This window comes from Bradyrhizobium sp. HKCCYLS3070, assembly GCF_051167575.1.
Lineage (GTDB): Bacteria > Pseudomonadota > Alphaproteobacteria > Rhizobiales > Xanthobacteraceae > Bradyrhizobium.
On sequence record NZ_JBNPTI010000002.1, the window covers coordinates 844,373 to 858,237 of the forward strand.

The 13,865-nt window shown below is 64.3% G+C and carries 13 protein-coding genes and 1 pseudogene; 4 read left to right on the forward strand and 10 right to left on the reverse strand.

The window, feature by feature from the left end:
• Nucleotides 1-4 precede the first annotated feature (4 nt).
• From ACQR03_RS12515 to ACQR03_RS12545, 7 genes are all read right to left on the reverse strand, one after another.
• A complete protein-coding gene (locus ACQR03_RS12515) occupies nucleotides 5-2,686 on the reverse strand; it encodes a DUF2339 domain-containing protein (protein WP_434841218.1) in 2,682 nt (893 codons plus the stop codon).
• Nucleotides 2,687-2,874: 188 nt separating this feature from the next.
• Complete coding sequence (locus ACQR03_RS12520; RefSeq protein WP_315717221.1) at nucleotides 2,875-3,381, reverse strand: tyrosine phosphatase family protein; 507 nt, start codon at nucleotides 3,379-3,381, stop codon at nucleotides 2,875-2,877.
• A gap of 101 nt (nucleotides 3,382-3,482) precedes the next feature.
• Entirely contained in the window at nucleotides 3,483-3,707 is a 225-nt protein-coding gene (locus ACQR03_RS12525) for a hypothetical protein (protein ID WP_315717220.1), read from the reverse strand.
• A complete protein-coding gene (locus ACQR03_RS12530) occupies nucleotides 3,704-3,943 on the reverse strand; it encodes a hypothetical protein (protein WP_315717219.1) in 240 nt (79 codons plus the stop codon). The genes ACQR03_RS12525 and ACQR03_RS12530 overlap by 4 nt, the downstream gene beginning before the upstream one ends.
• Before the next feature lies 1 nt (nucleotide 3,944).
• Nucleotides 3,945-4,562: an HD family hydrolase gene (locus tag ACQR03_RS12535; RefSeq protein ID WP_315717218.1), complete on the reverse strand. Its 618-nt coding sequence runs from the start codon at nucleotides 4,560-4,562 to the stop codon at nucleotides 3,945-3,947.
• Complete coding sequence (locus tag ACQR03_RS12540) at nucleotides 4,559-5,188, reverse strand: DNA-3-methyladenine glycosylase I (protein ID WP_434841217.1); 630 nt, start codon at nucleotides 5,186-5,188, stop codon at nucleotides 4,559-4,561. Before ACQR03_RS12540 ends, ACQR03_RS12535 begins: the two co-directional genes overlap by 4 nt.
• Before the next feature lie 9 nt (nucleotides 5,189-5,197).
• A complete protein-coding gene (locus ACQR03_RS12545; RefSeq protein ID WP_315754028.1) occupies nucleotides 5,198-6,082 on the reverse strand; it encodes a YgfZ/GcvT domain-containing protein in 885 nt (294 codons plus the stop codon).
• Nucleotides 6,083-6,280: 198 nt separating this feature from the next.
• Between ACQR03_RS12545 and ACQR03_RS12550 the strand changes: the two genes are divergently transcribed.
• A complete protein-coding gene (locus ACQR03_RS12550) occupies nucleotides 6,281-7,615 on the forward strand; it encodes a dihydroorotase (RefSeq protein WP_315773974.1) in 1,335 nt (444 codons plus the stop codon).
• A 132-nt stretch (nucleotides 7,616-7,747) separates the two neighbouring features.
• Here the strand turns inward: ACQR03_RS12550 and ACQR03_RS12555 are convergent, their stop codons facing one another.
• Nucleotides 7,748-8,266, reverse strand: a complete 519-nt coding sequence (locus tag ACQR03_RS12555) for a protein phosphatase CheZ (protein ID WP_316167499.1) — start codon at nucleotides 8,264-8,266, stop codon at nucleotides 7,748-7,750.
• Between the two features lie 738 nt (nucleotides 8,267-9,004).
• Between ACQR03_RS12555 and ACQR03_RS12560 the strand changes: the two genes are divergently transcribed.
• Both ACQR03_RS12560 and ACQR03_RS12565 read left to right on the forward strand, forming a co-directional pair.
• The gene (locus ACQR03_RS12560) at nucleotides 9,005-9,448 is read left to right on the forward strand and encodes a CBS domain-containing protein (protein WP_316159425.1); all 444 of its coding nucleotides are present in this window, start codon (nucleotides 9,005-9,007) and stop codon (nucleotides 9,446-9,448) included.
• A gap of 215 nt (nucleotides 9,449-9,663) precedes the next feature.
• Nucleotides 9,664-9,825: pseudogene (locus tag ACQR03_RS12565) on the forward strand (transporter); the annotation flags it as partial.
• Nucleotides 9,826-9,887: 62 nt separating this feature from the next.
• On the opposite strand, the gene ACQR03_RS12570 reads toward ACQR03_RS12565, so the two are convergent.
• Entirely contained in the window at nucleotides 9,888-10,265 is a 378-nt protein-coding gene (locus tag ACQR03_RS12570; protein ID WP_315717213.1) for an Ig-like domain-containing protein, read from the reverse strand.
• A 245-nt stretch (nucleotides 10,266-10,510) separates the two neighbouring features.
• On the reverse strand, nucleotides 10,511-11,770 hold the full coding sequence (locus tag ACQR03_RS12575) for an HlyD family secretion protein (protein WP_434841216.1): 1,260 nt from the start codon (nucleotides 11,768-11,770) through the stop codon (nucleotides 10,511-10,513).
• Between the two features lie 356 nt (nucleotides 11,771-12,126).
• Between ACQR03_RS12575 and ACQR03_RS12580 the strand changes: the two genes are divergently transcribed.
• Nucleotides 12,127-13,656, forward strand: a complete 1,530-nt coding sequence (locus tag ACQR03_RS12580; protein WP_434841215.1) for a DUF1254 domain-containing protein — start codon at nucleotides 12,127-12,129, stop codon at nucleotides 13,654-13,656.
• The last annotated feature ends 209 nt before the right edge of the window (nucleotides 13,657-13,865 follow it).

The window sequence follows — 13,865 nt, forward strand, 5'->3', positions numbered from 1 at the left end:
GGCGCTACGCTGCCGGCTGAGCCGGCGGCGCCTGCTGCTGCCGTCGGAACAGCACCTTCTGGTACAGCCAGCCGATCGCGACCAGCACCAGGCCGAGCCCGATGAACGACAGGGCGCGCCACACGCCGGTCAGCGCCGACATGTCGATCAGGAAGGCCTTCAGGATCGTCAGCGCGATCACGATCGCGGATGCCAGACGCGCGCGCTGCGACTGCACGATGATTCCGATCCCGAGCAGCATCACGCCGAAGGCGAGCCAGGCGATCGAATAGGTGTACTGCTCGGCGGCGCTGGTCGGTCCTGCCGTCAGATCGGGGCCGTGATAGATCCGGCGGATCTCGAGGCTGACATAGGACAGCGCCAGGATCAGTGCGCCCGCGGCCAGCGTATTGCCATAGGCTGGCGGACGGTGGCCTGCGACCGCGTAGGACAACAGCAGCATCAGTACCGCCGGGAACGCATAGGCCAGGATCAGGATGTTGAGCAGGCCGCCCTTGATCGCGACGTCCGAGATCATCGGGTTTTCGAACAGCAGCAGGCCGAGCACGGTGGCGCCGCCGGCGAATCCGGTGAGGATCACGGCGCTGATGTTGTGCACGATGCTGCCGCTGCGCTCCCGCAGCCGCTCCAGCCCGATCGCCAGCGCCAGGGCCACGCAGACGTCGAGTCCCACTTCGGCGAGCGACGGCACCGCCAGCATGTCGCCGTCGTTGACGGCGTGGCGGATCTCCAGGAAGGCGAGCAGGGTCGTGAACAGGATCGCGGCGGCCTCCACCGCGCGCAGCGGCGCGTCGTCGCCATGGCGGCGCATCAGATAGCTCGCGCCCCAGAACGACGCCGCCGGCACGCCATAGCCCCACAGCAGCCAGTTGAAGATCGGCGTGGTGCCGACATCGGCGCCGACGATGCGCGGATCATGGCCGATGCGCAGCACCACGAGCCCGGCAAAGACGGCCGCGAGCGTGCGCAGGAACGGGATCGGCCGGCTCTCGAAGATCCAGGCGGTGCCGAGCGACATCAGCGCCAGCGCGATCGTCAGCCAGCCCTTCTCAAGCGCGAAGGTCAGGGCCAGCGCCAGCGCGGCCAGCGTGCCGGTCGCGAACAGCGCGATCGAGGCACTGAGGCCGGGACGTTCCTCGCGCCGCGTCAGCGCCTCGGTGGCGACGGCAAAGCCGGCGGCGAGCACGACGGCGAGGATCGCGAACGGGATCGAGCGGTCGAGATGGGCGATGCGCGCATAGAGCGCGACCAGCAGCGCCAGCGGCGTGAACACGCCGGCCGCCGACCACACCACCGGCACGACGGCGTTGTGCGCGCGCCCCTGCGCCAGGAGGCCGGCGCCGCCGAAGCCCAGCGCGAAGATCGCGGCCGTCACCAGATGCGACGTGACCGACGCGCCGAGCGGGTTCGGCCCCATCCCGGGCAGCGCGCCGCCGGGCAGCACCAGCAGGTCCGGATTGTCGCGCAGCGCCCATTCGGCGAACACGAGGAACACGGTCGCAGCGGCGGCGGCCACCGCGCCGACGGCGCTCGGCGCGCGCCAGGCGACCGCCAGCGTCGCCGCGACCAGCACCGTGAAACCGATCAGCGCCAGGCCGTCATGGAAGCTCGCCAGCACGACCAGCATGGCGCCGAGCAGATAAACCGCCAGGCCGACGGATGAGATCGGCTCGACCTCGTCGTTCTCGGCGGCGGGTCCGAACATGAAGCCGCAGACCACGATCAGCGCGGCGAGCGCGAAACCAACCGCGACGTGGAAGACATGCGGCGCCACCGTCTCGACGCCCGCGTCGAGCCCGGGCAAGGTCCACAGGAACGACAGCCCGATCGTGGTCATCGCGAGCCAGCGCCACAGCCGCACGCGTGCCAGCGCGAACGCGGCGGCGGTGACGATGGCGAGGTAGATGTACAGCGCCCAGTAGTTCGGCTCGCCGGTCGACACCAGCACCGGCGTCGTGAACGCCGCGACGATGCCGAGCCCGGCGAGCGCCGGGCCGTGCAGCAGCGCCGCCGCCAGCGTGCCCAGCGCGACGATGCCGAGCAGCACGAAGGCGATCGCGGGCGGCAGGAAGTCGTACAGCGCGTAGGCCGCGTAGATGGTGGCGAAGGCGACCGCCGTGCCGGCCGCGGTGAGCATCGCCGGAATGTTGGCGATCGGCAGCGCCGCGATCTGCGAGATGCTCTCCTTGCGCCGTGTCCATTCGCCGGCCGCGAGCAGCGCGGCGGCGAACAGCGCGCCGAGCGCGACGCGCACCTCGGGGCCGACGAGGCCGGCCTCGATCGAGTAGCGCACCATGAAGAAGCCGCCGAGCGCCAGGGTCAGCCCGCCGATCCACACCACCCAGCGGGTGCCGATGCGCTCCTCGAAGCCGGCCGCGGGTTGCGGCACGGGTGGCGGCGACGCGAGCGGCGGCTGTTCGGCCGCTGCATCGCTCGCCATCGCCGCCGGCTGCAGGGCAGCCTCGGTCACCTCCGGCAATGGGGGCGGCATTGGCGGGGCTTCAGCGGGCTCCTGAAGCGGGCTGAGCGGCGGCGCGACCACCGGCGCGGCCGCGATCGGGCGTGCCGCCTCGAGCTTGGCCAGCCGTGCCTGCACCTCGGCCAATCGGTCGGAGGTCCGGCGCGCGAAGGCGAGCGCCGCGAACGCCACCAGCAGGGCGATCCAATCCAGGGGCCAATCGAACATCACGCGGGAATCCTGAAATCGATGCCGCCGGGAGGCGTCACGGGTGGAGGGAAGCTGCGAGCCCTTGCGGACCCCGGCGAATCGGCCAACCGCTCCGTCGGGCCGCACGATGGCCGTCGTTCCCTCTGTGTCAAACCGTGGAACATAAGTTCAAAGCGCACCGGTACGCGGCTACGTAGCGCCGCAACTCAGTCCAGATCGATCCGGAACGGCGCGCTGTCGACCATCATGGCGCCGGGCCCGATCGCGTCCAGCGCGCGCACCATGCGCCCCTGGCGGCCCAGTGCCCTGTCGGCCAGGCTGACGATCAGCCGGTTCGGCGAGGCGATCGGCGAGGCCTGGCGGATCGCCCAGGCGATATCGAGCTCGTCGCGATTGGGGTTGAGCGCGCAGGCCGCGGCGAAGGCGCTCGCGGTGGAGCGGCTGATGCCGGCATAGCAGTGGATCACCAGCGGCGCCGCACGATCCCAGCCGCGCACGAACTCCAGCACCTGGGCGACGTGATCCTCGCTCGGCGCCATGAAGCCAGGAAGCTGCTCGGTGATGTCGTCGACCGAGACCCGCAGATGGTTCTCGGGGCGGATCGTCTCCGGTCGCCGCACCTGCTCGACATTGGCCATGATGGTCAGCACGTGGCTGGCGCCGGTCAGGCGCACGGTCTCGGGCAGGGCGGCGAGTGAGCAGACGTGGATCATGGCGAGCCTTTGAACGCCCGATTATACGAATGGGGGCACAAGGGCAAAAGCGCGTTTTGGATGTCAGCCGTCGGGCTGGCGCATGTGTGCGCCGACGGCCCTCAGCGCGTGTTCTTGAGCTGCCGCAGCTCCTGGCGGACCAGATGGGCCTTGCCCTCGATCTCGGCGTTGAGCCGCTCGAGATGATCGAGCACCCGCTCACGGTTCTGAGGGGCGATCTCGACCGGTTTCTCGGACCAGGGACGGCGCACGAACAGGGCCACAATGGCGACGGCCAAGGCGGTCAGGAGCGGAAAGCTCAGGGCAACGAACTGGTGCGTGGTCATCGAAGACCTCCCAGGATCCACTGACCGAGCAAATGTATGAGCACTCCGGTGATAATGCAAACGACCCCCGACCCGTAGATCAGGCCCGCGGGGGTGCTGGGCGGCAGCACCCCATAGACGAACTGGGCAAGCGGCACGAACGTCCCGGCAGTGACGATGGCCGTCGCCAGCGTGTTGACCCAGTTGGCGGCCAGCTTCAGCCGTTCGTTGCGGCGCTCGTCCGGCGTCAGCGGCATCTCAGCACGCCCCCAGCACCGCGTTGAAGCGGGTCAGGAACTGCTTCTCGGCCTTGGCCGCGCTCCAGGGCGTCAGATAATCCGTCACGGTGGCGTCCGGCAGGCCGGGGTCGCGGCCGAACAGCTTCTTCGCCTCGCTTTCCGAGAAGCCGGCCAGCCGGGTCGCCTCCAGAAAGGCGGCGCCGCGGTCGGCCGCCTTGATCTGGCGCTCGATCTCCGGAGCAATCTCCGCCGGCAGCCCGAAGCGGATGTGGATCGCCCCGAGCAGCCGCTTCTCGACTGATTTGTAGCCGTCGCCGAGCACCGCCTTGAACGGCGAGATCATGTCGCCGATGACGTATTCCGGTGCATCGTGCAGCAGCGCGGCGAGCCGCAGCTTCGCATCGATGTTGGGTTTGCGCGCGCGCATCACCGTCTCGACCAGCAGCGTGTGCTGCGCGACCGAGAAGATGTGCGCGCCGGTGGTCTGGCCATTCCAGCGCGCGACACGCGCGAGCCCATGGGCGATGTCGGCGATCTCGACATCGAGCGGCGAGGGATCGATGAGGTTGAGCCGCCGGCCGGACAGCATGCGCTGCCAGACGCGGTCGTGCCCGCTCGGGGCCTTGTCAGTCGTCATTTGGGAGGCTTGAGGCGCGGGGCGCGGCGCTTGCCGCTGCAGGTCTCGTGGCAGAAGCAGGTGACGAGATGGTCGTTGACCATGCCGGTCGCCTGCATGAAGGCGTAGACGATCGTGGGACCGACGAACTTGAAGCCGCGCGCGGCCAGCTCTTTCGAGATCTTGATCGACAGCGGCGTCGAGGCCGGCACGCTCGCGGTGGTCTTGAACTGGTTGACCTTGGGCGCGCCGTCCATGAAGTCCCACAGCAGCTTGGAGAAGCCGGGACCCTTGTCCTGGATGTCGAGCCAGGATTTCGCGCTGAGAATCGTCCCTTCGATCTTGGCGCGGTTGCGCACGATGCCGGCATCGTTCATCAGCGCGTGGATCTTCTTGTCGGAATAGCGCGCAACCTTCTCCGGCTGGAAATCATCGAAGGCGCGGCGGAAATTGTCACGCTTGCGCAGGATCGTGATCCACGACAGCCCGGCCTGGAAGCCGTCGAGGATCAGCTTCTCGAACAGCGCGCGGTCGTCATATTCCGGCACGCCCCACTCGGTGTCGTGATAGGCGACATAGAGCGGATCGCTGCCCGGCCAGGGGCAGCGCGTCAGGCCATCGGGATGGACGACAGCAGCGCGACCCATGAGACCGGCTCAGGCGACCGTCTGCTTCGGCGCGCCCTGCAGCGCGTCGGGATCCGCGATGCGCAGAACGAGGCCGCCGGCGGTGAGCGGCGTTCCCGCCTCCAACGCCTCGGCGGCGCGGTCGATGCGCAGCAGCGCCATGCCCTTCTGCGCGGCGGCCGAGCCCATGGTGCCGACCGACTTGTCGCCGGCCAGAATCGGCGTGCCCGGCTCGGGACTCGGCCCGTCGAGCAGCACCTTCGCCGCGCGCGTGCGCGTCGTGCCGCGATGATGCATGCGGCTCACGACCTCCTGGCCGACATAGCAGCCCTTGCCGACGTCGACGCCGTGCAGCCGGTCCATGTTGGTCTCGTGCGGGAAGGCGTCGCCATACATGAAGTCGAGCCCGCCGCGCGGCACGCTGCAGTCGATACGATGCGCCTCATAGGCGTCGGAATCGACGATCTCGGCGCCGAGCCGTGCGGCGATCTCCGCCAGCGCCTCCTGCGGCGCAATGACGCGCGCGCCGAGGCGCTCATGACGCGGATCGGCGAAGCTCGGCTCCGGCGTTGCGCCGATGGCGCCATCCCAGACCGCGATCACGCCGAGCTCTCCGGAGCGATTGCTGACCGCGACCTTGGCCCTGAGCTTGTAGAGGTTGAGCTTGTCGGTGAGCGCCTGCGCCAGCGCGCGCGGACAGTCGAGCAGGAAGCGCTCGCCCGCGTCCGTCGCCGGCACCTGCGCCACCAGGAAATCAACGATGATCTTGCCTTGCGGCGTCAGCAGCGCGCCGAACCGGGCCTCGCCGGGCGCGAGCTTGGTGACGTCGGTGGTGAAGAGACCGTTGAGGAACTTGCGTGCATCGTCGCCGCTGACCTGGACCACGCCCCGGTCGTCGAGAAACGTCGCCTTCATCCGAAAAACCTCTTGCGACAGGCCGCACTGAAACGTAAGCCGCCCAGGCATAAACCACAAGGCTGAAACGCCGCCGCGCGGTGGCTTCATTCTAAAGATCGAGACTCGCGTGCCACCGGAGGCCAGCAAATGGGCAGGCGCGCAGCATGATCGATCTGTCTTGGGGCGGTCAGGAGAATGAAATCCTATGAGGGCTTCATGAGCGCGCGCTTCGACGTCATTCTGAAATCCGGCACCGTGGTCAATCAGGACGGCGAGGGCGTCCGCGACATCGGCATTTCGGGTGGACGCATCGTCGAGATCGGCGATCTCGGCACAGCCTCGGCCGCCGAGATCATCGACTGCAAGGGCCTGCACGTGCTGCCCGGCGTGATCGACACCCAGGTGCATTTTCGCGAGCCTGGTCTCACTCACAAGGAGGACCTCGAAACCGGCTCGCGCAGCGCCGTGATGGGCGGCGTCACCGCCGTGTTCGAGATGCCCAACACCAATCCGCTGACGGTGACCGAGGAGGCGTTCGCCGCCAAGGTCGCTGCCGGCCGCCATCGCATGCATTGCGACTTCGCCTTCTTCATCGGCGGCACCCGCGAGAATGTCGAGCAGCTCCCGGTGCTGGAGCGCGCCGAAGGCTGCGCCGGCGTGAAGGTGTTCGTCGGCTCCTCCACCGGCTCGCTGCTGGTCGAGGACGACGACAGCCTGCGCCGCATCTTCCAGGTGATCCGCCGCCGTGCCGCGTTCCACGCCGAGGACGAGTACCGCCTCAACGAGCGCAAGGACCTGCGCGTCGAGAACGATCCGCGCTCACACCCGGTGTGGCGCGACGAGGAGGCGGCGCTGCGCGCCACGCAACGTCTCGTCACCCTCGCGCACGAGACCGGCAAGCGCATCCACGTGCTGCACATCTCCACCAAGGAGGAGATCGTGTATCTGCGCGACCACAAGGACGTCGCCACCGTCGAGGCGACGCCACATCATCTCACCTTGGCGGCGCCGGAGTGCTACGAGCGGCTCGGCACCTACGCGCAGATGAATCCGCCGGTGCGATCAGTCGATCATCGCGACGTCATCTGGTGGGGCGTCCACCAGGGCATCGTCGACATCTTAGGCTCCGACCACGCGCCGCACACCGCGGAGGAAAAGTCCAAGACCTATCCGGCCTCGCCCTCCGGCATGACCGGCGTGCAGACGCTGGTGCCGATCATGCTCGACCACGTCAATGCCGGCCGGCTGTCGCTGCAACGTTTCGTCGACCTCACCAGCGCTGGCCCCGCCCGCATCTACAACATCGCCCGCAAGGGCCGCATCGCCGCCGGCTACGACGCCGACCTCACCATCGTGGACCTCAAGCGCAGCGAGACCATCACCAACGAATGGGTCGCCTCGAAAGCCGGCTGGACGCCCTATGATGGCCTGCGCGTCACCGGCTGGCCGGTCGGCACGTTCGTCCGCGGCCAGCGCGTGATGTGGCAGGGCGAGCTGCTGACGCCAGCGACCGGCGAGCCGGTGCGGTTCATGGAGACGCTGCGGCCGTAACGGCGCTGCGCGTTAGTTTGCTCCGTCATTGCGAGCGCAGCGACGCAATCCAGAGTCGCTGCGCGGCCCTGGATTGCTTCGTCGCCCTGCTCCTCGCAATGACGCGGAGCGGGCATCACGCCTGGCCGTTGTTCACGCGAACAGCTTGTCGATGTCGTCCTGGGAAATCGCCACGCCCGGCCGCTTCGGGCCCTCCATCAAGTCCGGGGCGCTTGGGGCAGCAAGCTCGGTGGCCAGCCGCGCCAGCTCCTCTTTTCCCCAGATGCGGACGAGCTTGTTGATGTGGTCCTCCATGAACTGCAGCGACTTGACCACGCGCGTGATCCGCTGCCCTGTGAGGTCCTGAAACGCGCATGCCTCGAACACCTTGTTCGTGCTGTCGACGATCTCGTCGCAGACCGCTGCGGCAGTCGGGTCTTTGACTTTCTGCAACTTCGCGACGCTGGCGCCGATCGCCTCCATGCTTTCGAGGATCGCGTTCCCGGCCGTCTCCGTATTCTCGACGATCGCGTCGAGGGTGTCGGTCATCGTCGCGAAACTGCCCTTGCCGTCGCCTTGAAGAGCGGCGAGTTCGCGCCGCATGCTGCTGATCTGGCCGAACATCTCGACCAGGTACGTCTTCAGCAATCTCTCTTCTTCCGGCGCAATCATCAGAAATCCCCGAATTTTCCTTAACGTTTCCTTACCAATTCTTCACGCGGCAGTTGCAAACCCCGGCCTGCTCTTCTGTGAAGGCATTTCGGATTTCGCTTCGGCGGTGACCGCCTCGCCACGCGGCTATCGAGATTTCACGTCAGCGCGAAACGGTACTGTGGTCAGGTAGGTGAAGATCAGCGACCTATTTTTGCCCGTTTTCGTTAAGGGCGCATGTTCATTCACGTCAAAGCCTTCAAATTGCTTCGTGAAGAGTTTCCGAGCCGACGTGGCTGCCGGGGGAGGCCATTGGGCAGAGCTCGGTCTGCTGTCGGTTTCCGCGACGCGGGGACAGCGCTTGGAGCCTGGATGAGCGCGCGGGCGTCACGACAGGAGGCAGGCGGCGTCGGCCGGCCAAAATGAATGCGAATGTCCGCTGCCAGGGACGACGCGGACGTGGGGGAGGAATTCCAGTACGCCGCCTCTTGACCCAGAGCTCTCTACCTGACCGCCATCAGTCGATCGACTTGCGTTTTGCCGAGCAACATTCTTGCCGGCACCCGATGGTTCCGCTCTCGGGGACGACCTGACCTCTGCAATCCCAGGAATCGATGGGCCGCCTGTGACCCCGATCATCGTTCGGTTCACGGCCAGGCGCACGGCATCGGCGCGGCGCTGACGAAGCCGGATATTTCGACTATCCTGCCATGTGGACCATCAAGGCGGGGCAGGACGGGGGTCCAGGAGGGGACATCGATGAGCACAGTAAGAAGCGCGCTGGCGCAGAAGAGTGGCGCCGTGATCCATGTTCGTTCCGACGACATGGTCGTCGAAGCCTTGCGCCAGATGCGCGACAACCGGGTCCGGTCGGTGCTCGTCATCGACGACGGCGCGCTGGTCGGCATCGTGACGCAGGGGGACTGCGCCATCAAAGTGCTGCTGCCTGGGCTCGACGCCAAGCAGACGCCGGTGGGCCAGGTGATGACGGGCAACCCGGTGACGGTCAAGCCGGACCACCGGCTGGACAGTTGCATGGCCATGATGTCTCAGCGTGGTTTTCGCCATCTGCCGGTGCTGGACGCGGGCAAGGTCGTGGGCGTGATCTCGATCGGAGACGTCGTCAAGAACATCATCCGGGATCTGGAGCACAACGTCGACGACCTGATGGGCTACATCATGAAGGACGGCCCCGGGGGCTGACGGACGAACGTGGTGCCGTCGCCCTCCGCCTATGTCTGCTTTTGTGAAGGGTTTCGGATGCCGGCCGCATGATTGACGGCGCGGCATATTCGGGCGGCCGTCGTCCGAAAGCCTCCAAGGGAGGAAACCGCGCTTGGTGGGCAGGACTGGTGCGGCAGGCTCTATGGGGATTTGATGGACGGCAGGTGTGGCAGCACGTCTGCGAGGCTACCGCTACGCAGTACCAGAGCGGCATCGACTTCCATTTCGATTGGGGCGTATCGCAATTCCTGTCGAAGCAGGTCTTTGTCGGCTTCGTCGGCTACGCCTACCAGCAGACTACCGATGATTTCAGTCAGCCCGCCGTGCTCGGCGGTTTCCGTTCGCGCGTGCTCGGCTAAACAAAAGCGGCCCACTCCGGTTGGAAGTGGGCCTTTGTCTATCGGCGAAAAGGGAAGTCCTATTGAACCGTCGCGTTCATGGTGATCACCGACGTTCCGGAGGCAGTCGGTCCCTTGCCAGTTGCCGTCACGGCGAAGCTGTCGGGGCCCTTGTAGCCTGCTTTCGCCGTGTACTGGAATGTCGAAATATTTAGCTTCTTCAGGGTGCCGTGAGCCGGCTTCTGTGAAATGCTCGAGCTTTTCATCACGCCCGCTATCCGAATTGGAAACAGGCAGCTTCCACCAGAAGCGACGTTGAAGTAGCCGGTCGAATTGATACCCCAGTCCGATAAGCTTCCGGAAGCTGGACACTCCGAAGCTGCGCGCGCTGGCGAGAGCGACGCCGAGATGGGCGCGGCGGCAACGAGGGCTAAAAGAACTGCTGTCGAACATCGCATGAAAGCCTCCCTTGTTTTTGAGTAACAATAGGATCGCGCTCCCAGCGTTTCCAATATTGACCAGGATCAACATACACCGCCCACTTGGCTGAAATGCGTGCCAAGGTGTGACCCTTGGCGAAAATTCGCAACTCCTGTGGCACCCAAGACTGCTCAGACAGCTATATGTCTGCTCCAAAGCGGTCATTAGACCGGAGACTTGATTCCTCGCCGGAGCCGTCGGTGTATTTGAGCTACGCAGAGTCTCACAAGTATGCGAGGTACGAACTTATCCAGACGAGAATCGACGTGATCATTCCGATTGGGCCGGCGTTTGCGGCGATGGCCCATGCGCTGCCGGGCATCCCGAGGCGCAGCCGCGTCTTGTCAAAATTATCTGGCAACGAGATCGTCGCCGGGTAGCCCTGAGCGCCACCGATCGAACCGACGCGTGCTAATTGGCCGGAAACCGCGATCTGGCCCTGACCGATGCCGCGAGGGATTTCGAGTATTCGCGCCCCGAATATCTCGCCGGGATTATCGTCGAAGACCAGCTTTACGGTTGCTCCGGGCTTCACTGTTTGGAAGGCGTTCGGCTTGAACGTCGCGAGAATGGTGATGTCGTTGGTGAGGATGAATGACATCTCGGAACGCGTCTGCAATGCCCGAGCGCCAACCGCCAGTGCCAGGCTGCTGACGTAGCCGTCGCCCGTTGCCCGAATGGTGGTCTGATCCAGCTCCCACCGGGCGTTTTCGAGCTGAGCCTGGAGTTGTGCAACGTTGGTATTCTCGCCTCCGATCTCGGATTCCATTGCGAGCCGGGCGTTCTCTACTGCGGCTTCCGCTGCGAGCAATTGGTATTGCACGGTGTCGTACTGCACCTGCGTGTCCTGCAGACGAAACTCGGCCTGAGAGCCGGTTGCGACGAGCTTCCGAATGTCGGCCAACCTTTGGGTCCGGTAGACGAGCTGTTGCTTCAAGGCATCGGCGTTCGCCTTGGCTTGATCATAGCTGGCCTTGAGTTGTTTGACTTGCTGCTGCGCCTGAGCGAGCGAGGCCTCCAATTGGCTGACCTTGTATTTGTAAGGTGCCGGATCGATCTGGAACAAGATGGCGCCGGCCTTCACCGGGGCGTTGACTTGGACGGGGATGCTTACGACCTGGCCCGAGACGTTGGGTGTGACCTCGACCACCCTAGAGATCACGACAAAGCGGCCGGCGGGCGTGAGCGAGTTGAACAGGCCAAGGAAGACCATCAAGATGAAAGCGCCGATGACAACGGTGATGGTGCCGGCCCCCCATCCCCATTTCACAAGCTTCAGCTTCGAGAACAGGAGCCAGACCATGACGATGTAGAGTACCATCACGAGGACCATGGCGCTTCGCTCCTTCGTATGCCGCGAGACAGCCGAAAATTGAGCCGGCCGCATTACGGCGGTTTGCCAAGGACGATTCGGCTTCTCGCAAACGGCATCTGCAACATTCTCATCCAAATTATTCTGAGTTGGCCTGTTGATCTGGATCAACGCGAAGATCGTTTCTAATGAAACTATTTGTCTTCGGCGGAGGAGGCGAAAATGAAGCTCTCAATCGCAATAGCGACTACGCTGCTGATAACCGGGTTCGTAGCCGCGAGCACTGAGAAAGCCAGCGCTGTGGTGTACTGCACATACGTTGGCTATCCAGCCAATTGCGTCGTACGGCCGGGCGTAGTTCTGAGGCCGCGACCCGTTGCACGACAGGCGGTGGTGGGTGCTGGGACGGTAAATCGCGGTGGCCCGGTCAATCGCGCTGGCAGACGTTGATTGGTCATCTGCGAGCTGCGAGATTTGTAGCCCTGCACGAAGTCCCGATAATCATGGGACTTACGAAGAGATGCTTTATGAATTCAACATCTGACAAGAAGGGCCGTATCATGAAATTAGCGGCATCAGTAGTTTCTGCCTTGTCTCTTGTGGCGCTCTCGGCAATTCCGCTCAACGCTCAGCAATACAAAATGCAAACGCCGATACCGCCGGGCGTTGCAATCCCGGACAAGGTAGAGACCCGCCTTGGGACGCTGAACTTCTTCGACGGCTTTCCCGACGATGCGACCGTTGAAAGGCTCTACGACAATCTGGACTTTCAACACGCCGTCCAAGCTTACCTGTTGGCCTTAGCTCCAGTGAACCAATTGGCAAATCGAAAGGGAATGGCGGAGCTGGGTCCATTCAATCTGACGGTGCCGATCTTCGAGGATAGGATGGACTCGAAGTCGCTCTTTCTCACGCCGAACAACAACACGCCGTACACTTGGTTTTGGCTCGACCTGCGTGACGGGCCTCTGGTGCTCGAAGTGCCACCCAATGTGCTCGGCCTCATCAACGACATGTGGTATAATTTTGTCACTGATGTTGGACTCGTCGGTCCGGACAAGGGTCAGGGCGGCAAGTACCTGATCTTGCCGCCCGGCTACAACGGCGAGGTGCCGACCGGCTTCTTTGTCGTGAAGCCGGCGACGTTCAGCGTCTGGGTTCCGTGGCGCTCGTTCTTGGTCAATGGCGATCCGAAGCCCGGCGTCGACGCGGTCGAAGAGCACACGAAAATCTATCACCTGAAAGATGCTGCGAATCCGCCGAAACTCAATTTCGTGCATGTTTCCGGCAAAGCATTTAGCACGCTGGCTCCGGGAGATTATCCCTTCTGGGAGTATCTGAATCAGGTTGTGCAGGAGGAGCCGACCGATACAGTCGACCCGGTCACACTCGGCCTCTACGCATCGGTCGGCATCCGCAAGGGTAAGCCCTTCGCGCCCGATACACGGATGAAAAAAATTCTGACCGAAGCCGCCCTGGTAGGCGATGCGACCGCCCGTGCGATCAATGGTCGGTTGCGGATCAAGGAAAGCTACTATTACCCCAACAGCGCGTGGCGAACGGGTTTCTTCGGCGGCTACAAGTTCGAGGAAAACGGCGCGCGCATCCTCGATGCCTACTCCGCATTCTTCTTCTACGCGACCGGCGTGACGCCGGCGATGGATTCCAAGTCGGTTGGCGAGGGATCGCAGTACATGGCCGCGTTCGTCGACAGCCAAAACAAGCCATTCGACGGCGGAAAGAACTACAAGCTGCACTTGCCGCCCAATATTCCAGTCAAGCAGTTCTGGTCGGTCATCCTCTACGACAATCAGACCCGCTCCATGCTTCAGACCGACCAGCGTTGGCCAGCCGCAACCAGCCAGAACCCGAAACTCATGGTCAACGCGGACGGGTCAGTGGACGTCTATTTCGGGCCCAAGGCTCCGGCTGGGAAGGAGAACAACTGGGTGCAGACCATCCCCGGCAAAGGATGGAACACGCTCCTGCGCCTCTACGGCCCGCTTCAGCCGTGGTTCGACAAAACTTGGCGTCCCGGCGAGATTGAGCCGATATAGCAAGAAGGAGGTCCGAGCTTCGACTCGCCTCTTCATTTCAGCTTATGGCCGATTCCGTTGAAAAAGTCGGCAGTAGTTTCGTCGTGAACGCCATCTGTTTCGAGGACGAATTGGCGCGGTGTGGTTCACGCGGGCGTCAGCGCGGGCATCGGGATCAGCTTGGCCATCTTACGAAGGTTCTGAGCGGCTGCAGCGAGGGTGAACTCGTC